This window comes from Pseudomonas sp. CFBP 13711 (assembly GCF_014842265.1).
Lineage (GTDB): Bacteria > Pseudomonadota > Gammaproteobacteria > Pseudomonadales > Pseudomonadaceae > Aquipseudomonas.
Window position 1 is genome coordinate 208,608 of sequence record NZ_JACYVI010000004.1, and the last position, 21,301, is coordinate 229,908.

The 21,301-nt window shown below is 61.1% G+C and carries 21 protein-coding genes; 10 read left to right on the forward strand and 11 right to left on the reverse strand.

The window, feature by feature from the left end:
* Window positions 1–36: 36 nt before the first annotated feature.
* A complete protein-coding gene (locus IFT47_RS10105) occupies window positions 37–510 on the reverse strand; it encodes a MarR family winged helix-turn-helix transcriptional regulator (protein WP_192172782.1) in 474 nt (157 codons plus the stop codon).
* Between the two features lie 238 nt (window positions 511–748).
* Here IFT47_RS10105 and IFT47_RS10110 point away from each other — a divergent pair, with 238 nt between their 5' ends.
* Entirely contained in the window at window positions 749–1,480 is a 732-nt protein-coding gene (locus IFT47_RS10110; RefSeq protein WP_197983883.1) for a sulfite exporter TauE/SafE family protein, read from the forward strand.
* 20 nt (window positions 1,481–1,500) lie between these two features.
* On the opposite strand, the gene IFT47_RS10115 is transcribed toward IFT47_RS10110, so the two are convergent.
* Window positions 1,501–2,355, reverse strand: a complete 855-nt coding sequence (locus IFT47_RS10115; protein ID WP_065993052.1) for a LysR substrate-binding domain-containing protein — start codon at window positions 2,353–2,355, stop codon at window positions 1,501–1,503.
* Window positions 2,356–2,451: 96 nt separating this feature from the next.
* Between IFT47_RS10115 and IFT47_RS10120 the strand changes: the two genes are divergently transcribed.
* Entirely contained in the window at window positions 2,452–2,685 is a 234-nt protein-coding gene (locus tag IFT47_RS10120; protein WP_244655933.1) for a DUF1127 domain-containing protein, read from the forward strand.
* Window positions 2,686–2,734: 49 nt separating this feature from the next.
* Window positions 2,735–3,982 carry a winged helix-turn-helix domain-containing protein gene (locus IFT47_RS10125; protein ID WP_192172780.1) on the forward strand — a complete coding sequence of 416 codons (1,248 nt, stop codon included), beginning with the start codon at window positions 2,735–2,737 and terminating at the stop codon, window positions 3,980–3,982.
* Between the two features lie 237 nt (window positions 3,983–4,219).
* On the opposite strand, the gene IFT47_RS10130 is transcribed toward IFT47_RS10125, so the two are convergent.
* A complete protein-coding gene (locus IFT47_RS10130) occupies window positions 4,220–5,566 on the reverse strand; it encodes a class II 3-deoxy-7-phosphoheptulonate synthase (RefSeq protein ID WP_192172779.1) in 1,347 nt (448 codons plus the stop codon).
* A 228-nt stretch (window positions 5,567–5,794) separates the two neighbouring features.
* Here IFT47_RS10130 and IFT47_RS10135 point away from each other — a divergent pair, with 228 nt between their 5' ends.
* On the forward strand, window positions 5,795–6,550 hold the full coding sequence (locus tag IFT47_RS10135; RefSeq protein ID WP_192172778.1) for a spermidine synthase: 756 nt from the start codon (window positions 5,795–5,797) through the stop codon (window positions 6,548–6,550).
* On the opposite strand, the gene IFT47_RS10140 is transcribed toward IFT47_RS10135, so the two are convergent.
* The gene (locus tag IFT47_RS10140; RefSeq protein WP_192172777.1) at window positions 6,551–7,342 is read right to left on the reverse strand and encodes a crotonase/enoyl-CoA hydratase family protein; all 792 of its coding nucleotides are present in this window, start codon (window positions 7,340–7,342) and stop codon (window positions 6,551–6,553) included.
* A gap of 416 nt (window positions 7,343–7,758) precedes the next feature.
* Here IFT47_RS10140 and IFT47_RS10145 point away from each other — a divergent pair, with 416 nt between their 5' ends.
* Window positions 7,759–9,435, forward strand: coding sequence for a DEAD/DEAH box helicase (locus IFT47_RS10145; protein WP_192172776.1), 1,677 nt, complete (start codon window positions 7,759–7,761; stop codon window positions 9,433–9,435).
* Between the two features lie 172 nt (window positions 9,436–9,607).
* On the opposite strand, the gene IFT47_RS10150 is transcribed toward IFT47_RS10145, so the two are convergent.
* The 3 genes from IFT47_RS10150 to IFT47_RS10160 form a co-directional block, all read right to left on the reverse strand.
* Window positions 9,608–9,841 carry a DUF7683 domain-containing protein gene (locus tag IFT47_RS10150; RefSeq protein ID WP_192172775.1) on the reverse strand — a complete coding sequence of 78 codons (234 nt, stop codon included), beginning with the start codon at window positions 9,839–9,841 and terminating at the stop codon, window positions 9,608–9,610.
* Window positions 9,838–10,977 carry a colicin E3/pyocin S6 family cytotoxin gene (locus IFT47_RS10155; RefSeq protein ID WP_192172774.1) on the reverse strand — a complete coding sequence of 380 codons (1,140 nt, stop codon included), beginning with the start codon at window positions 10,975–10,977 and terminating at the stop codon, window positions 9,838–9,840. Before IFT47_RS10155 ends, IFT47_RS10150 begins: the two co-directional genes overlap by 4 nt.
* A gap of 414 nt (window positions 10,978–11,391) precedes the next feature.
* The gene (locus IFT47_RS10160; protein ID WP_192172773.1) at window positions 11,392–12,159 is read right to left on the reverse strand and encodes a DODA-type extradiol aromatic ring-opening family dioxygenase; all 768 of its coding nucleotides are present in this window, start codon (window positions 12,157–12,159) and stop codon (window positions 11,392–11,394) included.
* 105 nt (window positions 12,160–12,264) lie between these two features.
* Here IFT47_RS10160 and IFT47_RS10165 point away from each other — a divergent pair, with 105 nt between their 5' ends.
* Window positions 12,265–12,921: a thiopurine S-methyltransferase gene (locus IFT47_RS10165; RefSeq protein ID WP_192172772.1), complete on the forward strand. Its 657-nt coding sequence runs from the start codon at window positions 12,265–12,267 to the stop codon at window positions 12,919–12,921.
* A gap of 74 nt (window positions 12,922–12,995) precedes the next feature.
* Here IFT47_RS10165 and htpX read toward each other — a convergent pair whose 3' ends face one another.
* Together htpX and IFT47_RS10175 are read right to left on the reverse strand one after the other, a co-directional pair.
* Window positions 12,996–13,883, reverse strand: coding sequence for a protease HtpX (htpX, locus tag IFT47_RS10170; protein ID WP_192172771.1), 888 nt, complete (start codon window positions 13,881–13,883; stop codon window positions 12,996–12,998).
* A gap of 220 nt (window positions 13,884–14,103) precedes the next feature.
* Window positions 14,104–15,315 (reverse strand): pyridoxal phosphate-dependent aminotransferase, encoded by a 1,212-nt coding sequence (locus IFT47_RS10175; protein ID WP_065993069.1) that lies wholly within the window; start codon window positions 15,313–15,315, stop codon window positions 14,104–14,106.
* 192 nt (window positions 15,316–15,507) lie between these two features.
* On the opposite strand from IFT47_RS10175, the gene msrB reads away from it, so the two are divergent.
* Together msrB and IFT47_RS10185 are read left to right on the forward strand one after the other, a co-directional pair.
* Window positions 15,508–15,906 carry a peptide-methionine (R)-S-oxide reductase MsrB gene (gene msrB, locus IFT47_RS10180; RefSeq protein ID WP_192172770.1) on the forward strand — a complete coding sequence of 133 codons (399 nt, stop codon included), beginning with the start codon at window positions 15,508–15,510 and terminating at the stop codon, window positions 15,904–15,906.
* An 84-nt stretch (window positions 15,907–15,990) separates the two neighbouring features.
* Entirely contained in the window at window positions 15,991–16,491 is a 501-nt protein-coding gene (locus IFT47_RS10185; protein WP_192172769.1) for a glutathione peroxidase, read from the forward strand.
* A 12-nt stretch (window positions 16,492–16,503) separates the two neighbouring features.
* On the opposite strand, the gene IFT47_RS10190 is transcribed toward IFT47_RS10185, so the two are convergent.
* Window positions 16,504–18,822 carry a hybrid sensor histidine kinase/response regulator gene (locus IFT47_RS10190; protein WP_192172768.1) on the reverse strand — a complete coding sequence of 773 codons (2,319 nt, stop codon included), beginning with the start codon at window positions 18,820–18,822 and terminating at the stop codon, window positions 16,504–16,506.
* An 86-nt stretch (window positions 18,823–18,908) separates the two neighbouring features.
* Between IFT47_RS10190 and IFT47_RS10195 the strand changes: the two genes are divergently transcribed.
* On the forward strand, window positions 18,909–19,802 hold the full coding sequence (locus IFT47_RS10195; protein ID WP_192172767.1) for a DUF815 domain-containing protein: 894 nt from the start codon (window positions 18,909–18,911) through the stop codon (window positions 19,800–19,802).
* On the forward strand, window positions 19,799–20,281 hold the full coding sequence (locus IFT47_RS10200; protein ID WP_192172766.1) for a GAF domain-containing protein: 483 nt from the start codon (window positions 19,799–19,801) through the stop codon (window positions 20,279–20,281). The genes IFT47_RS10195 and IFT47_RS10200 overlap by 4 nt, the downstream gene beginning before the upstream one ends.
* Before the next feature lie 48 nt (window positions 20,282–20,329).
* On the opposite strand, the gene IFT47_RS10205 is transcribed toward IFT47_RS10200, so the two are convergent.
* The gene (locus IFT47_RS10205; RefSeq protein ID WP_192172765.1) at window positions 20,330–21,103 is read right to left on the reverse strand and encodes a hypothetical protein; all 774 of its coding nucleotides are present in this window, start codon (window positions 21,101–21,103) and stop codon (window positions 20,330–20,332) included.
* Window positions 21,104–21,301 lie beyond the last annotated feature (198 nt).

Sequence of the window (21,301 nt, forward strand, 5' to 3'; positions counted from 1 at the left end):
TTGAGATTTTTTCAGAGGGGCCGATTACGCGGTTGATCAGATGCTTTCGTGCAGATTTCCACGCAGTGCGAGCAGGTCTTTCTGCAGGGCCTTGAGCTGCTCAAGGTTGATGCCGCTGGCGGCCAGAATGCATTGCGGAACGCTCTGGGCTTTTTGGTGCAGCGCCTTGCCTTGCTCGGTCAGGGTCAGCAGCACAACGCGCTCATCTTCCTTGCTGCGGGTCCGGCGGATCAGGCCTTCGACTTCCAGCCGTTTGAGCAACGGCGTCAGTGAGCCAGGATCGGTGAGCAGACGGGTGCTGACTTCTCCGACGGTCAGGCCGTCGCGCTCCCACAACACCAGCATCGCCAGGTATTGCGGGTAAGTCAGGTTCAGCGCCTGCAGCAACGGCTTGTAGACCTTGGTCATCATTAGCGACGTCGAGTACAGGGCGAAACACAGCTGGTTATCCAGCAGCAGTTCGTCGCAACTGCCAGCGCCGGCCGTGTGGGTGGGCTCGTTGGCGTTCATGGGTGTCCCTCGCTCAGTCAGTAATGCTCGGTAATTTAGTGCCCTGATGTTTAATGCACCAGATAATTTCAGTAATCGCCCGGCGTGTTGCTCTCTATCGACTGGAGGTAAACGCCGCTGTTTGTGCGTCGGTTGGACATCCTGGATATCGCCAAAGCGGATTTCCTCGGCGGCGCTGACTGCGTAGCATGCGCGCTGAAATCGGTTCAGAGGATCGCCCGTGATTGTCGATGTATTGATGTACCTGCTGCTGGGCGCCGCCATGGGCACGCTGGGCGGACTGTTCGGCATCGGCGGCGGGCTGGTGGCCATTCCCGCGCTGGGCGTGTTGTTCGGGCTCGATCAGCAACTGGCCCAAGGCACGGCGTTATTGATGGTGCTGCCCAATGTGCTGCTGGCGCTGTGGCGTTACAACCAGCGCAATCGGGTGTCGGTGCGTCATGCGCTGATGCTCATCGTGCCCAGTTTCACGATGTCCTGGCTGACCTCGCTGTGGGCCGTGCGCGTTGATCCGCAAAGCATGCGCCTGGGCTTCGTCGGGTTTCTCGTCGTGCTGACGCTGTTCAACCTGATCCAGATGGTCTGGCGCAAAGGCGTCGCCAGCGCCGAGCTGCGTCACACCCGATGGTTGTGGCTGCTGGGCCTCGGTTCGGGTGTCACCGCCGGGCTGTTCGGCGTTGGCGGCGGAGTGATTGCGACGCCGATTCTGACCGGCCTGTTCGGCGCGACCCAGGTGGCGGCCCAAGGCCTGGCGCTGGCACTGGCGGCGCCGAGCACCACGATCACGCTGGCGACCTACGCTATTCACGGCCATGTCGACTGGCTGATGGGCATTCCGCTGGCCATTGGCGGGCTGGCCAGCATCAGTTGGGGCGTCGCGCTGGCCCACAGTTTGCCGGAGCGCGTGCTGCGCTCGCTGTTCTGCGGCTTTCTGGTGATCTGCGCGATCATGCTGTGCTTCAAGCTGTGATCTAACGCAATGAGTACTTGTTACAGCCTGAACCCTTCAGCAATGTGATCGGCCAGGCATTCGGTGATCGGCGATGGGTTATTGGGGTTGCGCAGCAGCACGATGCTCGCCGACGGCAACTGCGGCAGCCCGTGCTGTTCACCCAGCACTTCCAGGTCCGAGGTGATCAGGCTTTGCAGCTGAGCCGTTACTGCCAAGCCGGCGCTGACCACTGCCATGATCGCTGACAGGCTCGCGCTGGTGTAGGCCACCCGGAATTCACGGCCGGACGCCTGCAGCGCGTTGATTGCCCACTGCCGGCAAAAGCAGTCGGTGTTGAACATCGCCAGTGGCATCGGCGTCTGCTCCTGTGGGCAAAAGCCTGCGCCGACGGCCCAGACGAAGCGCTCCTGGCGCAGGATCTGGCCGATTTCCTTGCCCGGCTCACGGGTGACGATGCTTAAATCCAGGTCCTGGCGTTGCAGTAACTGTGACGACGATTCGCAATGCACTTCCACCTGCACCAGCGGATACGCTTGGGCAAAGCGCTGCAGAATCCCCGGCAGAAAGCGCATCACGTAATCATCCGGCGTACCGATCTTCACCGTGCCGACCATGTGCGGCTCGCGCAGGGTATTGAACACTTCGCTGTGCAATTTCAGGATCCGGCGCGCGTAGCCCAGCAGCACCTGGCCTTCCGCCGTGAAGCTGATGGTGCGGCCGTCTTTGAGAAACAACGGGCGTCGCACCACGTCCTCCTCCAGCCGTTTCATCTGCATGCTCACGGCCGACTGCGTGCGATTCACCACCTCGCCGGCCTTGGTGTAACCGCCTTCATCAGCGATCGCGACGAAGGTACGCAGCAGCTCGCTGTCGATACTCGGGTAAGTGGTCATGCATCAATCTCCCAGATGCAGTGCATAAGAAACATTCGTTGGATTGATCTTAGGCTCGGCGAGAGAATCTGCCCATCCCCACTGGAGGGCAAGACGATGAAAGGTCAAAAAGGTTACGTACTGGTCGCAAAACCTCTGTCGCGGGAATCCGCGCCGGAACGTTGGTGGAAGTCGTTAGTGGCGCAGGTCGCTCGCTGGCGCAAGCTGCATCACCAGCGTGTCGAACTGGCCACGCTGAGCGATGACGCGCTGAAGGACATGGGCCTGAGTCGGGCGGATGTCTACGAAGAAGTGGAGCGTCCTTTCTGGGATGACCCGATGAAGCACTGACAGAGCAGCGGGTGATCGGTTAGCGTTGGGCACCGCCATGGAGGTCGAAATGCCCGCCGAATCGCTGATTCACCCGCCACTTTCCCTCAAGCACGCGCGCCGTCTGGCGCTGGCCGCCCAAGGTTTTAACAGCCGCCAGCCGCCTGCGACGATCAAGGCGACGCACGTCACGCAGTTGATCCAACGACTCGGCGTGCTGCAGATCGACTCGGTCAATGCGCTGGTGCGATCCCACTACTTGCCGCTGTTTTCCCGGCTCGGCCCTTATTCGCGCACATTGCTGGAGCAGGCGGCGTGGAGCCAGGGTCGGCACCGCAATCTGTTTGAATACTGGGGCCACGAGGCGTCGTTGCTGCCGGTCGAGCTGTACCCGCTGATGCGCTGGCGGATGCAGCGCGCGTCCCAGGGCGAGGGCATTTATCAGCAACTGGCGAAGTTTGGCCGCGAGCAGCAGACCGTTATCGCCCGGGTGTTGCAGACCGTTCGCGAGCAGGGGGCGTTGGGCGCGGGCAGCATCAGCACCCGGCAGGATCGCGCCGGACCCTGGTGGGACTGGAGCGCCGAAAAGCATGCGCTGGAATGGTTGTTTGCAGCGGGTGAGGTGACGGTTGCCGGCCGTCGCGGTTTCGAGCGGCTGTACGATTTGCCCGAGCGGGTTCTGCCGTCGGCAATCGTCAATCATCCCGCTATAAGCGAATCCGATGCTCAGCGGGGCTTGCTGCTGCACGCCGTAAAAGCGCTAGGCGTCGCCACCGAGAAGGACGTCCGCGATTATTTTCGGCAGGACCCGGCCCCCGCCAGGCGCGGGTTGGCGGAGCTGGTGGAGGAGGGCGCGGTTCAGCGGGTTCAGGTGCAGGGCTGGAAGCAACCGGCGTATGCCCTTCCGGGTCTAACCTTGCCGCGCAAGATTGCCGCCAGCGCCTTGCTGTCGCCGTTTGATTCACTGATCTGGGAGCGGGCGCGCACCGAGCGGCTGTTCGATTTCCACTACCGGCTGGAGATCTACACCCCGGCGCACAAGCGGGTTTACGGCTATTACGTGCTGCCGTTTCTGCACAACGAACGCATCGCCGCGCGCATCGACTTGCGGGCTGAAAGGGGGGCGGGGCGTCTGGCGGTTCATGGGGTTCACGAAGAGCAACCCGGACTGGATGACGAAGGCATGCACGCCCTCGCATTCCACTTGCGGCAACTGGCCAACTGGCTTGAATTGCCAGGTGTGCTGATCAACTGCCAGCGCGCCAGTGCGGCGCGCTTGCGGGAGGCGTTTGTGGCCAGCGGTTTTGATCATCTGTGACGGCAGCTGCCTGATTTTGTAGGACCGGCTTCGGCCGGGAAAGGGCCAGCGCGAGCACCCTCAATTCTAGGGTGTGACATCCGACGCTTTCCCGGCTAGAGCCAGTCCTACAGAAATAGCGCGCCGTTGTGGGACCGGCTTCAGCCGGGAAGGGGCCAGCGCGAGCACCCACAATTCTATGGTGTGACATCCGGCGCGTTCCCGGCTAAAGCCAGTCCTACAGACGCACCAACCCCTTTACCGACGCACCTGCTTTAACGTCTCGGCAATCAGAAACGCCAGTTCCAGCGACTGATCGGCATTCATCCGTGGATCACAATGGGTGTGGTAACGGTCCGACAAGCCATCTTCGGTAATCGGACGCGCGCCGCCGATGCATTCGGTGACGTTCTGACCGGTCATCTCGATGTGGATGCCACCGGCGTAGGTCCCTTCCGCCTGATGCACCTGAAAGAACTGCTTCACTTCCGCCAGGATCTGGGCGAAGTCGCGGGTCTTGTAACCGTTGCTGGCCTTGATCGTGTTGCCGTGCATCGGGTCCGAACTCCACAGCACCTTCTTGCCTTCGCGCTCCACGGCACGGATCAGCCCCGGCAAATGGTCGCCGACCTTGTTGGCGCCCATGCGTGCAATCAGGTTCAGGCGGCCCGGATCGTTGTCCGGGTTGAGGATATCGATCAGGCGAATCAGGTCATCGGTGTTCATGCTCGGGCCGACCTTGACGCCGATCGGGTTCTTCACGCCGCGCAGGAATTCCACGTGAGCGCCATCCAGTTGCCGCGTGCGGTCGCCAATCCACAGCATGTGCGCCGAGCAATCGTAGAAGTCATTGGTCAGGCTGTCGCGGCGAACGAAGGCTTCTTCGAAATTCAGCAGCAGCGCTTCGTGGGCGGTGAAGAAACTGGTTTCGCGCAACTGCGGCGAGGTGTCCATGCCGCAAGCGCGCATGAACGCCAGGGTCTCGTCGATGCGATCGGCGAGCTGGCTGTATTTGTCCGACAGCGCCGAGTTGGCGATGAAATCCAGGTTCCACTTGTGCACTTGATGCAGGTCGGCGAAACCGCCCTGGGCGAAAGCGCGCAGCAGATTGAGGGTGGCGGTGGACTGGTGATACGCCTGCAGCAGAAGATCCGGGTCGGGCACGCGGCTCTTCTCGTCGAAACCGATGCCGTTGACGATGTCGCCGCGATAGGCCGGCAGCGTGATGCCGTCTATTGTCTCGTCGTTGGAAGACCGCGGTTTGGCGAATTGCCCCGCCATGCGCCCGACCTTGACCACCGGGCAGCCGGCGGCAAAGGTCATGACGATCGCCATTTGCAGCAGCACCTTGAAGGTGTCGCGGATTTTTGCAGCGGAAAACTCGAAGAAGCTCTCGGCGCAGTCGCCACCCTGCAGCAGAAAAGCCCGGCCCTCGGTCACCTCGGCAAACTGCCGGCGCAGCTCGCGTGCTTCCCCGGCAAACACCAGCGGGGGATAGCTGGCGAGGGTCTGCTCGACACGGCGAACATGGTCGGCGTCAGGGTATTGAGGTTGCTGCTGGATAGGCAGGTTCCGCCAGCTGTCGGGGCTCCAGGGTTGGCTCATGTTGAACTCGAAGTCAGTGCGATCGGACAGGCATGTTAGCAGCTCACCCCGAGAATTTGCGTGACCTGCGGGGCGCGATTCGCCGACAATCCGCGCTTTTCCGGGGCGCCTATTGCGCCCGTCTGCACCCGAGGTCCGCCGCGCGGCTACGGCGATCGCTGAGTGCGGCGAGGCTGATCCCCGCGGGGGCGATCCCGAATCACTCTGACCATGGGCACGAGAACAGCAATGACCGAGGAACGCGTAGAGCACGTATTGGCCGAAGTTCACGACGAATTCGGCAAGATCCGTGTACTTGAAGTGGCCGACTACCGCTTCCTGGAGTTCGGTGACGCCATCGAGCAGAGCTGCACGTTCACGGCCGATCCGGCCTGGCTCGAATACGACTACACCCGCGCCATGTTCATTGGCGCCCTGTGCCATCCGGCCCCGGAAAGCGCGCTGTTCATGGGGCTGGGCGCGGGCACGCTGACCCAGGCGTGCCTGAAATTTCTGCCCCTGGACGACGTCGAGGCCATCGAACTGCGCCCTGACGTGCCGCGTCTGGCCATGGAATACATGGGCCTGCAGGACGATCCCCGGCTGTATGTGCGCATCGGCGATGCGCTCGATCTGCTGCCGACCGCCGAAGACGCGGACCTGATCTTCGTTGACCTGTATACCGACACCGGACCTGCCGTGGGCCATCTGGCCTGGGGGTTTCTCGAGAAATGCCAACAGCGCCTCAACCCCGGCGGCTGGCTGATCATCAATCAGTGGGCGTCGGACGATGGCAAACCTTTGGGCGCGGCGCTGCTGCGCGGTTTGTACCACCGTCATTACTGGGAGCTGCCGGTGAAGGAGGGCAACGTCATCCTCATCGTGCCTGCCGACCTGGACCAGACGCTGGACATCGACGCCCTGACCCTGCGCGCCGAAAACCTCGCGCCGCACCTGGGCTATTCGCTGTTGCCGCTGATCAAGACGCTGCGGCCTGCGACCTGATCAGCAACCCCTGAACAGCGGCGGGCGTTTTTCCAGCAGCGCCTGCAGGCCTTCTTTGGCGTCCTCGCTGTCGAGCACCCGCCGGACCAGCGCCGGCAACGTCTTGGCCGCCACGTTTTCACCTTCGAGCAGCGCCTGACGTGCGGACTCCAGAGTGGTGCGAATCCCCAACGGTGCGCGGTCGGCAATGTGTTGGGCCAGGCGCAGCGCCGAGGGCAGAAGGTCCTCGGGTGCCATCACTTCCTGCACCAGGCCCATGCGGCAGGCTTCGTGGGCGTCGAATTCATCGCCCGTCAAAAGCCAGCGCATGGCATTGCCCCAACCTGCGATCTGGTGCAGCCGCAGGGTCGCGCCGGCGCAGGCAAAAATGCCGCGCTGCACTTCCAGATGGGCGAAGCGGGCATTGCTCGCGCACAAATTGATATCGGACGCGAGCATCAGCTCGATGCCCATTGTCAGGCACCAGCCCTGGGCCGCGACGATCACCGGCTTGCTCACCCGCGGACCGATCGACAGCCCCCAGGGATCGTAACCGCCGGGCGGCAGCGTCCAGCCTTCTCTCAATGCCGGCCCGGCCTCGGCCAGATCGAGCCCTCCGGTGAAATGCTCGCCATGGGCAAACACCACCGCGACCCGTGCCTGGTCGTTACGCTCGAACTCGCCGTAGGCCAGGCTCAGCTGATTGAGCATGTTCAAGTCGAAGGCGTTGCGTTTGGCGACCCGGTCCAGGCCGATGAGCATGATTGCGCCGCGCTGTTCCCGGCTGACGTGGCCTTTGATCGAAGAGGTCATGTCGCTATGTCCTGCAGATGAGGAGAAAGGGAGGGTGGGGTGTCGCACTGTCTGGGTGAATCGTTTAAGCTCTGCTCGCAACCGATACCGGGCACTTGAAAAGTAGACACTGACGCAGCTTTGCGCAAAGCCTGTGACAGTTGGCCGCAAGGGGCTGTTTCGCAAAAAAAATCCTCACTTGTTTCAGCAATTCCGGTATAGTGCCCGCCGGCCTTTCATAGGGCCCTCGTCACGGTTTAGGTTCGCGAAGCCATCTTCTCGAACCGGTTCGGTCACGAACCACCCCATGACGATCCATTCATCAATACGTTTTCGCAAATCCCCGCCGACAAAGCAGCCAGGGTGACTCTAGGGTCTTACACGGCACGCGCAGCTTTGAAGCATGGGTCTTTGCGGATGCACTCAGAGGCAGACCCATGACCCAGGAATCCGGCGGCTTCGCCGCTCTTAACCTTCACCCGACCATTCTTGCAGCTGTTATCGCTACCGGCTACGAAGAGCCTTCGGCCATTCAGCAGCAATCGATCCCGATTATTCTCGCTGGTCACGACATGATCGGTCAGGCGCAGACAGGTACCGGTAAAACCGCCGCCTTCGCTCTGCCCATTCTGAGCCTGATCGACCCGACGAAACGCGAGCCGCAAGCGCTGATCCTCGCGCCGACTCGTGAGCTGGCCCTGCAAGTAGCCACCGCGTTCGAAACCTACGCCAAGCAAATGCCGGGCGTGACCGTTGTGGCTGTCTACGGCGGCGCGCCGATGGGCCCGCAGCTGAAAGCCATTCGTAACGGCGCTCAAATCGTCGTCGCTACCCCGGGCCGCCTGTGCGACCACCTGCGTCGTGACGAGAAAGTCCTGGCGACCGTGAACCACCTGGTTCTCGACGAAGCCGACGAAATGCTCAAGCTGGGCTTCATGGATGACCTCGAAGTCATCTTCAAGGCCATGCCTGAGACGCGTCAGACCGTGCTGTTCTCGGCGACCCTGCCGCAGTCGATCCGCGCGATTGCCGAGCGTCACCTGAAAGACCCGAAACACGTCAAGATCCAGAGCAAGACCCAGACCGTTACCGCGATCGAGCAGGCTCACCTGCTGGTTCACGCTGACCAGAAGACCTCTGCCGTACTGAGCCTGCTGGAAGTCGAAGATTTCGACGCCCTGATCATGTTCGTGCGTACCAAACAGGCCACTCTGGACCTGGCCAGCGCCCTTGAAGCCAAAGGCTACAAGGCTGCTGCGCTGAACGGCGATATCGCCCAGAACCAGCGTGAACGCGTCATCGACTCCCTCAAGGATGGCCGTCTGGACATCGTTGTTGCGACTGACGTTGCTGCCCGTGGTCTGGACGTTCCGCGTATCACCCACGTGTTCAACGTTGATATGCCGTACGACCCGGAAGCCTACGTTCACCGTATCGGCCGTACTGGCCGTGCCGGTCGCGAAGGTCGCGCGCTGTTGCTGGTAACGCCGCGTGAGCGTCGCATGCTGCAAGTGATCGAGCGCATGACCGGTCAGAAAATCGCCGAAGTCCGCCTGCCGGATTCCCAGGCCGTTCTCGATGCCCGCATCAAGAAACTGACCAACAGCCTGTCGCCGCTGGTCGCTGATGCCGAAGCAAGCCATGGCGAATTGCTGGACCGCCTGACTGCCGACATCGGGTGCACCCCGCGTGCCCTGGCCGCTGCTCTGCTGCGCAAGGCCACCAATGGTCAGGCGCTGACCCTGAGCGCGATCGAGAAAGAACGTCCACTGGTGCCGAACAACGCGCCACGTGGTGATCGTCCTGAGCGTCCAGCCGGCGACCGTCCTGATCGTGGCGACCGCGAACGTCGTGCCCCGGTGCCGTTGGCCGAAGGCCGTGCTCGCTGCCGTACCGCGCTGGGTGCCCGTGATGGCATCGCTGCGAAAAACCTGCTGGGCGCCATCCTCAACGAAGGTGGTCTGGCTCGCGAAGCAATCGGTCGCATCCAGGTGCGTGACAGCTTCAGCCTCGTCGAGCTGCCGGAAGACGGCCTCGAGCGCCTGCTGGCCAAGCTGAAAGACACCCGCGTTGCCGGCAAGCAGCTGAAGCTGCGTCGCTATCGCGAGGACTGATCTGCTCTTGAGCTGATCGTCTGAATAAAAAATCCCCGACTGGTTCGGGGATTTTTTTTGTGTTCAAACTGTATGGCCAACAAGTAAATACAGACTGCGTGAATGGGACTGACCGTTAAAGCGACCCGCTCGCCCATGAAAGTCTCTGATGCGTGTCATCTTCAATAGACCGTCATTCGACGTTGCAGGTGAGTTGGCAAATATGGCGGTCATCAAAGAATTTCCTGCCAGCCAACGCCTCAATCGCTAAAGCCTGCTGAGGATTCAGGTTGTAACCTTCGTCGCCACGTTGTGGATTCAACCATCCCATGATGTCGCTCAGGTCGGCATCGCATCCCTCCGGCAGGTTGATTTCAAGCTCCAGCAGTTCGCTCTCTCTGTCGAATACTTCAACGATGTATTTCAAGGTTCAACCTCGCGTGTGCTGTCTGCACTTTTGGTTTGAGTGCCTGTTTCTACGTCGAACTCTCCCAAGTGTTTTCCTCGCTTGTTGTATTTTTCAACTGTCCCGTGCTGGCTGTCCCATTCGAAAATCTCGCCTGCCTGGGTTTTCCACCGTTTGCGCAGACCTCCACCGCCCTTGATCGACGTCTTCCGAGGCGCAACCTTTGCATCGGGAAATGCCGCGAGCTCTTTCGGAGGCGGATGATACCCATGATCCCCATTAAAAGGCCGCGCATACACCACATACATCGACCTCAGCCCCGAATCAGCGGGGAAGACCAGGATGCAGTCTTCTGCGGTGATGTCGTCGCCGGGGAGGCCTTCGAGCTGGCTGTCGGCGTCGTCCGGGATCGGGTGGACGAGAATGGTGCCTAAACGGGCATCGCTGTTTTCAGGGTAGACCAGCGGTTCCAGCGTCCCGTATCGACCTCGGCGGGGCGTCATGAGAATGGTGACGCCGTTGAGATGGGCTTCCATCGCGCTTTTGTCGGCATTCCAGCGGGCTTGCACGGTGCGGACCGAATCGTCGCCGGATGCCTTGGAATGGATGCCGTAAATCTGCAACTCGCCTTCGGCATCACGGCGCAACTGAAAGCGCACCCTTGTGGTCGCCTGAGTCAGGTTGCGCAATTCGTCGTCGGTGTAGAGCGTGCCGTCGCCCATCTTCGCCGGGAGCATGCCCACGATGAAGAGACTCGCCGGTCCGCCGGCTCCGCGAAGCAGCCAAGTGTGGCTGCGTTGCATGATGCCGCCACCGGCCATGCGGCCCAGTCCCATGTCTGCGCCGAGTGCGGCGGCAATGGCGTTGGAGGCGGAGGGCAGCAGCATGGCGCCCGCCATCATGATCGCGCCGAAGTTGGAGGCGGGCTCTACCTCAGTGCCGGCGTCAGTGCTGCACCATTCCCCGGTGCAGGATTTGGCGAAGACCTTGTCCGTGCGCTCCTTCGGGGCCGGCCAGCGCTCTGGCATCGGAGTGGGCACCCGCACGGGTTCGGGAGGCGGATTCCACGCTGCCCACGACGCGCCTCCGTTGGGAAGCGTAGTGCCTTCGAAGATCGAGTTAGCCCAAAAGGGATCTTCTTTATCGTCCTTGAACATGACCTTCCTGATGTCCGCCAATTTAAGGCGGCGCAGGATGCAGGCGGTCCGACGAGTGGTCAACGGTAGGGCGGTTACGGGATGTTGCCGTGCCGACAGGCTTTTGATGTCAGTGGGACCGGCTTTAGCCGGGAAAGCGTCAGATGGCACACCACATAATTGATGTCGACTGAGCTGGCCTCTTCCCGGCTAAAGCCGGTCCCACATGAGTCCGCGTCGTCCGGGCTGGAGCTGCCGTCTGAACTTGAACAGGTAGACGCGTGGGGCGTATCTGGTACGCCGCCATCAAGCTTTGGATCTCTGCGGGACCGGCTTTAGCTGGTAAAGCGTCAGATGGCACACCACATAACTAATGGCGCCTGAGCTGGCCTCTTCCCGGCTAAAGCCAGTGCTACGGAGCTGAATCAGCGCTCCTCAACCAAACCGATAAATGTCCATCCCCAGCGCACCCATGGTGAAGCCCTGGTGCTCAATACTGAATTCCCCGCCCGCCGCCCGCGCGAAATACAGCGGCAGCAGGTGTTCATCCGTCGGGTGATTGCGCGCAGCGTGCGGCGCCTGGTTTCGATAGTCGTGCAGGGCTTCAAGGTCGTCCGCCGCCAGCTTGTCCACCATCCAGTCGCGGAACACCAAGGCCCACGGCGTGATGCTTTCCGGCCCCGCCTGCCAGTCCAGCTCTCGCAAGTTATGGGTGATGCTCCCCGAACCGATCAGCAACGCGCTCTCCTCGCGCAGTCGGTTCAATGCCTGCCCCACCTTCGTCTGCAGGGCAGGGCCCATGCGCGAGGGCAGTGAAACCTGCACGATGGGGATGTCCGCCTGCGGGTACATCAACGACAGCGGCACCCAGACCCCATGGTCGAACGGCCGTTGGGTGTTCATGCGCGCCGGCAGGTCCGCCTCCGCCAACAGTTCCAGCACGCGGTGAGTCAGCTCCGGCATGCCGGGCGCCGGATACTGCACGGCGAAGAGTTCAGGAGGGAAGCCGCCGAAGTCATGCCAGGTCTCCGGCTGGGGATTGCCGTTGACCAGCAGTTCATTGCTTTCCCAGTGCGCCGAGACAATCACGATGGCCTTGGGCCGCGGCAGGGCGGCGGCCAGACGCGCGAGTGCAGGCCCGCTTTCGCCCGGTTCGAGCGCAAGCATAGGCGAGCCGTGGGAAATGAACAGGGTAGGCAGCATTTGCAGTGTCCGGAGCGTATAAGGTGAGTGGCATGATCGGGCAGTACATCCATCTAAATCTAATATAAGTTTTTGTCCGTTTTGATCGGGATATCAGGAGTGTCTATGGAGCCGCGTTTTTGGCATGAGCGCTGGGCGATCAATCAGATCGGTTTCAATCAGGCGTCTGTGAATTCGCACCTGTTGCGCCTGTGGCCAGAGCTCACCGCCATGCCGGGGGAACGCGTGCTGGTGCCGTTGTGCGGCAAAAGCATCGACATGGTCTGGCTGCTCAACCAGGGTTTTCACGTGGTGGGCGCGGAATTGTCTGAGATAGCGGTGGCGGGATTCTTCAGCGAGAACGGCTTGCAGCCGACGCTCGAGGAGCGTGGCGCGCTTAAGCTTTATCGTGCGGAGGGCTGCGAGATCTGGTGCGGCGACTTCTTTGCCCTCAAGCCCGAAGACGTTGGTGACTGCACCGCATTCTACGACCGAGCCGCCCTGATCGCGCTGCCACCGGACTTGCGCTGGCGTTACGTCAAACAGCTCAATAACTTACTGTCGAACGACGCCTGCGGCTTACTGGTGACGCTGGACTATGATCAGTCGCTGATCGCCGGTCCGCCGTTCTCGGTGGATGAGGATGAGGTGCTGCAGCTGTTGTCCCCCGATTGGCGGGTCAAGCGCGTCGGGGATCTGGATGTGCTGGAGCAGGGCGTGAAGTTCAAGCAGGCGGGCGCGACGTCCCTGATGGAATATGCGTATCGGCTGTATCGCCGATAGCACAGCACCAAGAAACGAGCATAAAAGAAAAGGGCGACTTCATGTCGCCCTTTTTCGTTGCAGCTATCACGGAATCAACCGCGGCGACGAAGCGCCTCGATGCGTTCTTCCAGCGGCGGGTGGCTCATGAACAGCCCGGCCAGGCCGTGCTTCAAACCACCGTTGATGCCGAACGCCGTCATGCTCTCAGGCATTTGCACCGGAACGCCCTGTTCCGAACGCAGACGCTGCAGAGCGCTGATCATCGCGCCCGTACCGGCCAGCCGGGCACCGGCGTCGTCGGCGCGGTATTCACGCTTGCGCGAGAACCACATGACGATGGCGCTGGCGAGGAAGCCCAGCACGATTTCGGCAAAGATGGTCGCGATGTAGAACGCGATGCCACGGCCTTCTTCGTTCTTGAAGATCACCTTGTCGACGAAGTTGCCGATGATCCGTGCGAAGAACATGACGAAGGTGTTGACCACGCCCTGGACCAGCGCCAGCGTGACCATGTCGCCGTTGGCCACGTGACCGATCTCGTGAGCCAGCACCGCCTTCACTTCATCGGGCGAAAAGCGCTCCAGCAGGCCCTGACTCACCGCAACCAGCGCGTCGTTCTTGTTCCAGCCGGTGGCAAAGGCGTTGGCCTCGTAGGCGGGGAAAATACCCACTTCCGGCATCTTGATGCCCGCATCGCGGGACAGTTGTTCTACGGTCTGCAGCAGCCATTGCTCATGGCGGGTGCGGGGTTGGGTAATGATCTCGGTGCCCGTGCTCATCTTCGCCATCCACTTGGAGATGAACAGCGAGAACAGCGAACCGGCGAAACCGAACACAGCGCAGGAGATCAGCAGCTGACTGAGGTTCAGATCAACCCCGTTGGCCGCCATGAACCCGTTGAAGCCAAAAAGGCTCAGGGTGATGCTGGCAATCAGCACGACCGCAAGGTTAGTGGCCAAAAACAGCAAAATGCGCATCATGGTTAAGAGTTTCTCCTCAGGAAGAATATGTAACGTACTGCGGGGGTATATAAGGTGATGTCGGAGCGTATTCAACCGGGCGATCATTTCAAACTGTGTCGTTTGCTGTCGCCACGTCGATAAGAGTCATCGGCGAGAGGGTGAGGGCAGAGCGATTGCGCCTGAATCGGCCGGAGCCGGCTTGCAGGAGGGCACCTGCGAGCCGGCTCCATCAGGTCCGTTACTGCTTGTAAGTCTTCAGAAAATTGCCGATCCGGCCAATGGCCTGTTCCAGGTCATCCACCCGCGGCAGCGTCACCACGCGGAAGTGGTCCGGCCACGGCCAGTTGAATGCCGTACCCTGAACGATCAGCAGTTTTTCCGAGAGCAACAGGTCCAGCGCGAACTTCTCGTCGTTGTGGATCGGGCAGACTTTCGGGTCAATGCGCGGGAAGGCGTACAACGCGCCCATCGGTTTCACGCAACTGACGCCCGGGATGTCGTTGAGCAATTCCCAGGTCCGGTTGCGCTGTTCCAGCAAGCGGCCCGGCGGCAGGATCAGGTCATTGATGCTCTGATAGCCACCCAGGGCGGTCTGGATCGCGTGCTGGCTGGGCACGTTGGCACACAGCCGCATGTTTGCCAGGATATCGATGCCTTCGATATAGCTGACTGCGTTGTGCTTGGGCCCGGAAATGGCGATCCAGCCCGAACGGAAACCCGCCACGCGGTAGGATTTCGACAGCCCGTTGAAGGTCAGGCACAACAAGTCTGGAGCCAGAGACGCGGTGCAGATGTGCACGGCGTCGTCGTAAAGAATCTTGTCGTAGATTTCGTCGGAGAAGACCACCAGATTGTGCTGACGGGCAATCTCCAGCATCCCCAGCAACACTTCACGGGAATAGACGGCGCCGGTCGGGTTGTTCGGGTTGATGATCACCATGGCCTTGGTGTTCGGCGTGATCTTGGCCTTCATGTCTTCCAGATCAGGCCACCAGTTGGCCTGCTCGTCGCACAGATAATGCACCGGGTTGCCACCGGACAATGCCACGGCTGCGGTCCACAGCGGGTAGTCCGGCGCCGGCACCAGTACTTCGTCGCCGTTATTGAGCAAGGCCTGCATCGACATCACGATCAGTTCCGAGACGCCATTGCCCAGATAGATGTCTTCGATGCCGACACCTTCGACCTGCTTCTGCTGGTAGTACTGCATCACCGCCTTGCGCGCGCTGAACAGACCTTTCGAATCGCTGTATCCCTGAGCCATGGGCAGGTTGCGGATCACGTCCTGCAGGATTTCGTCCGGCGCCTCGAAACCAAACGGCGCCGGGTTGCCGATGTTCAGCTTGAGGATGCGATGGCCTTCCTCTTCCAGGCGCTTGGCGTGCTTGAGCACCGGCCCGCGAATGTCGTAGCAGACGTTGGCGAGCTTGTTCGATTTGCTGAACTGCATGGTGATTGGTCCCGAAAAGAGACGGCCCGCTGTATGAAGAAGCGCAGACCGCTGAGCATGACGCCATCAAAATGGGTTTGTACGCGAGAAACGCGGGTGACAGACTGGCGTCCAACGAAGGCGCAATCATACGTGCCACCCGATCCGTGGAAAAGACACAGATCGGGCTTTTTCATTTACGGAGGTCTACCCGTGGCTAAGCTGGATAAAACCCTTGAAGAATGGAAAGCGATGCTCGATCCGGAGCAGTACAACGTCTGCCGGCTGAAGGGCACGGAGCGTCCATTCAGCGGCAAATACAACGAGACCAAGACCGACGGCATTTACCACTGCATCTGCTGCAACGAGCCCCTGTTCGATTCGAAGACCAAGTTCGATTCGGGTTGCGGCTGGCCGAGCTTCTACGCGCCGCTGGAAGGCAGCGCAGTGGTCGAAGTGCGCGACGTCAGTCACGGCATGATCCGCACCGAAGTGGTCTGCAGTAAATGCGATGCCCACCTCGGCCACGTGTTCCCGGACGGTCCGCCGCCCACCGGTCTGCGCTACTGCATCAACTCCGTGTGCCTGGACCTGGTGCCGCGCAGCGCCTGATGCAGGCTTATCACCGGCAACAATGGGATAGCGCGCCGGACAATGGCGCGCTAGCTTGGCGGTTTACAATTTCGAGGCATCGCCATGAGCGACGAACTGCTGAACATTCCGGTGCAAACGATCAAGGGCGAGCACAAGACCCTGGCTGATTTCGGCGGCAAGGCGGTACTGGTGGTGAACACCGCCAGCAAGTGCGGTTTCACCCCGCAATACAAGGGCCTTGAGGAGTTGTGGCAGGGCTACAAGGATCGCGGGCTGGTGGTGCTGGGCTTTCCGTGCAACCAGTTCGGCAAGCAGGAGCCGGGCAACGAAGGCGCGATTTCCGACTTTTGCGAACTGAACTACGGGGTGAGCTTTCCGCTGTTCAAGAAGATCGACGTCAACGGCAGCCACGCCCACCCGCTGTTCGTGCAGCTCAAGAAGCGCGCGCCGGGGCTGCTGGGTTCGGAAGGCATCAAGTGGAACTTCACCAAGTTTCTGGTGGGCCGTGACGGCAAGCTGGTCAAGCGTTATGCCCCATTGACCAAGCCGGAAGACATCAAGGCCGACATCGAAGCGCTGTTGAAAGAACACGCGACCGGTTGATCGAAGCAGCCTTTAATGCGGCTGTTCCACGAGGATCCACTGATCCAGCAATGCCATCAATTCCTCGCGACGAAACGGCTTGGCCAGGTAGTCGCTCATGCCCGCGGCTTTGCAGTGTTCGCGTTCTTCCGGCATCGCGTTGGCCGTTAGCGCGATGATCGGCAGATCCGACCAGCGCCCGATTTCCCGGATTCGTCGGGTGGCGTCGTAGCCGTTCATTACTGGCATGTTGCAGTCCATCAGCACCAGATCGAAGTGGTCCTGCTCGAGTTGCTGCAGCGCCTCGGCGCCATTGCTGCTGATGACCACATCGCAGCCGAGCTTGCCGAGCATGCCCTTCGCCACCAGTTGATTAACCGGGTTGTCCTCCACCAGCAAAATACGCGCCCGATGGGTGGGTGAGGGGCCACCCTGTTCGTGGCTGATACCTGCCTGACCGTCGGCATCCAGAATGCGCTCAAGGCTTTGATGCAGGACGTTGCGCGGCAACGGCCGCGCCTGCTGCTGCAGCGGTGCCAGGATCGCAACCTGCTCGCCGGGCATGAAATTGCCGTACGCCGTCACCAGCAACACCGGCACCGTGCACGCTTCGCGGATCGCCACCAGGCATTGCGGGCAATCGGTGATCAGCAGGTCTGCGTCGGCGTCGGGTGGCGCGCCTTCTGCCAGCGGCTGACAGGTAACGCCCCATTCCGGCAGCAGTCCGCTGAGCATTTCCAGCAAACCGCTGCCTGTGTCGCTGGCCACCAGTACCTTGCCCTTCAGCAACGGCCATTGCAGCGCGGGCGTGTGTGCCGGCAGCGGCAGGTCCACACGAAAGCGGCTGCCGACGCCGACAGCGGACTCGATACTCAATTGCCCGTTCATGGCATCGGTCAGGTTGTGGGTCAGGGTCAGGCCCAGGCCGGTTCCGCCGTACTGCCGGGTGATCGCGGCTTCGGCCTGGGTAAACGGCTGGAAGATTTTCGCCTGAGCGTCCTGCGCGATGCCGATGCCGGTGTCGCAGACCTCGATGCGCACGTGGTCGCCGTGCTGACTGAGGCGCACGTCCACGCGGCCGGCGCGGGTGAACTTCAGCGCGTTCGAAAGCAGGTTGCTGACGATCTGCCGCACCCGGGTCGGGTCACCCAGCACGGACGCCGGAAAGCGCGGGTCGATCAGGCAGGTCAGTTCGACATTCGGCGCCGCGTTTTGCGACAGCAGGCTGGCGGTGTCTTCGATCAAGGCGGCGAGATCGAACGGAATGCGCTCAAGCTCTACCTGGCCGGCGTCGAATTTCGACAGGTCGAGAATGTCGTTGAGCAGTTCGACCAGCACCTTGCCCGAGTCGTGGGCGATGGACAGCTGCTGGCGCTGTTCTGCACTCAGCGGGCCATCGAGGGACAGCGCCAGCATGCCCAACAAGCCATTGAGCGGCGTGCGGATTTCATGGCTCATGTGGGCCAGAAACGCCGAGCGCGCGTGGGCCATGTCTAGCGCGGTACTGCGCGCGATCTGCAGTTCTTCGTTGGACTGACTGAGCCGGGCGTTGCTGGCTTCGAGCTGATTGGTGCGCGCGGAGACGATGTCTTCCAGCTCGTTGAGATGATCGGTGAGCCGGTTTTCCGCCTCCCGCCGCCGTGCGAACTCACTGGCCACGCTCTCGAACTGCCGATTGGTGACCGCCACCAGCACGCCGATTTCGTCTTGCTCATGGCCGCGCGGGCAGGGCACTGGCGGCTGAACGGGGCTACGCGGATCCCGTTCGGACAGTGCACGGATCATGCCCGTCAGCGGTTTGGTGAGGGTGAAGTAAAACAGCGCCAGCAACAGGCCAGCCAGCACCAGGCTGCGCACGAAGCCGTTGACCAGGGTGATCACGGCCCGCTGCAGGAAATGGCTGCCGAAGGCGAAGGTGTCGACGTCCAGGTGCAAGGTGCCGATCGACTCGTCAGGCATGTGGTCCAGATGCAGCATGTCTTCGAACTGCCGACTCCCGCCGAACAGGAAATCACTGACCATCCGGTAAGCGCTGTTCGCCAAGGGTCGAGACACGGCAGCGAGCTGAACGTTGTTGTTATCGGTCAGCCGCGCGCCGACCACGGCCGGGGAGTGCAGCAGGCCGAGGGTCAGCTCTTGCGCCAGTTCTGCGTCCAGGTTGTAAGCAATGCGCGAGGCGGGGTTGTGGCTGATTTGCAGCAAGGAGCGAATTTCACGATCGATGGACGCGTCTTCGCTGGCATAATCGAGGGCAATTTGAAACAGGCTGAGCAGCGTGCCCAATACAAAGCCGATCAGCACAGTCAAACGGGCCTGTTTGAATGACAGCCGGTGGGTGATCGGTATATCCATAAAGGCACTGTCACTTCTTGTGTCCGTCGCATGGCAAGCATAGCTGATCGCGGCCGGGCGTTAACCCGTTAAATCAAGGAGAAACCGTGGATTCTCGATTGAACGCATTTCTGGAGCGCGCCGAGTCGGTACTGGCGCGTCTCGAACCTCTGTTGCCGGCGGTGCGTCAGCCCGTCGATTGGGAGACGACGCTGGCCGCGCGCTGGGTGCACGAAGGCCGCGGCGGTTACCTGATGCCGCTGGAAGTCACGCTGGACATGCGCCTGTCCGACCTCATCGGCGTCGACCGCCAGCGCGAGCAACTGGGCCGCAATACCCAGCAGTTCATCGACGGCCTGCCCGCCAACCATGCGCTGCTCTGGGGATCCCGTGGCACGGGCAAGTCGTCGCTGGTCCGCGCCTTGCTGGCCGAGCACGCCAAAGCCGGTCTGCGCCTGATCGAGATCGAGCGCGATCATCTGGGCGATCTGCCGCGTGTGGTCGAGCAACTGCAGAAGTTGCCCCAGCGCTTCGTACTGTTCTGCGATGACCTGTCGTTCGAATCCGGTGAAGGCGACTACCGGGTGCTCAAAAGCGTGCTCGACGGTTCGCTGGAGCAAGCGCCGGACAACGTCCTGCTGTACGCCACGTCCAACCGCCGTCATCTGGTGCCGGAGAAGGAGAGCGATAACGCTCACTGGCAGCGTGGTGACGACGGCGAGATTCACCCGAGCGAAGCGGTCGAGGACAAAATTGCGTTGTCGGACCGCTTCGGCCTCTGGCTGTCGTTCTATCCCTTCACCCAGGAGCATTTCCTGGATGTGGTGGAGCACTGGATTGGCGAACTGGCGACCAAGGCAGGCCTGCAATGGCAACGCGATGAAACGCTTGAGATCCACGCCGTGCGCTGGGCGACCGGCCGTGGCAACCGCAACGGTCGTTGCGCGTATCAGTTCGCCCGTTATTGGGTAGGTTTGAAAATGCTGGAGCAAGACGCATGATCGATTTGAATTCTGCAGGGGAGGGCCTTGATGGCTACCGCCTGCTGGCTGCACAACTGGAATCCCTGCTGGCCGACGAGCGCGACTTCATCGCCAACGCGGCGCAGTTTTCGGCCTTCCTTTTTAGCCAGCTCGACGACTTGAACTGGGCAGGCTTCTACCTCAATCGCAACGAAGAGCTGGTGCTGGGTCCGTTCCAGGGCCAGATCGCCTGCGTGCGCATTCCGTTCGGCAAGGGCGTCTGCGGCACGGCGGCACAGAGCCGCGAAACCCAGCGCGTGCACGATGTCCATGAGTTTCCCGGACACATCGCCTGCGACAGTGCTTCCAATAGCGAGGTGGTGGTGCCTTTGATAAAGGACGGAAAGCTGATTGGCGTTCTGGATCTGGACAGCCCGAGTGTCGGGCGCTTCAGCGAGGAAGATCAGGCGGGGATTGAGCGGCTGGCGGCGATTTTCCTGGAATCAACCGATTGCTGAGATGAAGTCCTGACGCACCGTGTTGCGCGGTGCGTCAGGCGTCAGCCATCAGTCGTAGATAGCTTTCTTTTTCCACTCGGCGTCGGCGTCCACGACCTTCAAGCCTTCGGTCAGCTCGTTATTGTCGTCTTCAGTCGGTGCAATGGTGTCCAGTACCATGGAGTTGGCCTTGGCCAGTTGCCGTTCCATGGCCTGCAGGTGGGCTTTCCACGGCGCGGGCTCAGGCTGATTTTTCAGATATTGAACGCCGCGCTCAAATGCCAGACGGGCCTGGCCAGGCTGCTCCTGACTCATCGCGTGCTGGCCCAGGTTGTTGAAGAACTCGATGTGCAGCAGCACCAGCAAATTGCGGATCTCGCGAATCCAGTGCTTGGCTTCAGCTGTTTGCAGGAAACCATCGTGGGCCGCTCGCGTGACCTGGCCGTGCATGGCTTCTAAAAGAAAGCGCACGTCCTTGGCCTTGGCTTCGGTCTGAATCGGGCTCGCCGGGTTGCTGACCGTGATCGCGTCACCCTGGGCCACCAGCGCTTCCAGTTCAGCCTGGCGTTCCTGAAGGTTCGGGTTGTTCCTTTTTTCCAGAGCGAGCAGGCGCTTGACCACGTTCAGCTCCAGGCGCACCAGCAGCAGCTTGAGCGCCGGTGTCATCAGCTGACCGGGGAAGGTTTCCGACAGCTCGCTGCAGCGACGTAACCGATCATTGAGCTCGACCATGCTTCGCGCGCGCTCGACCTTTTTGCCTTCTGCGACATGATTCAGGTAGCCCACCGCAATGAGGAGCACGATGCCTGCTACAACCAAGAAGGTGATAAAGAGTGGTGTCACCGCACAAGCCTCAGTCAAGTAATTTGCGCGAGTGTAGTGGCTATCCACTATCGCGGGAAGGTGGTCCTGTCACTCCGCCTGATATTCCCCATGGCGGCTGACACGTGTGTATCGGCCGTTCATTGCCTAAATAGAGGGCGAAGTCATTGATTTGAATATATTTTCACTGAGGGGTTGACGACCCCTATATCCATCCAT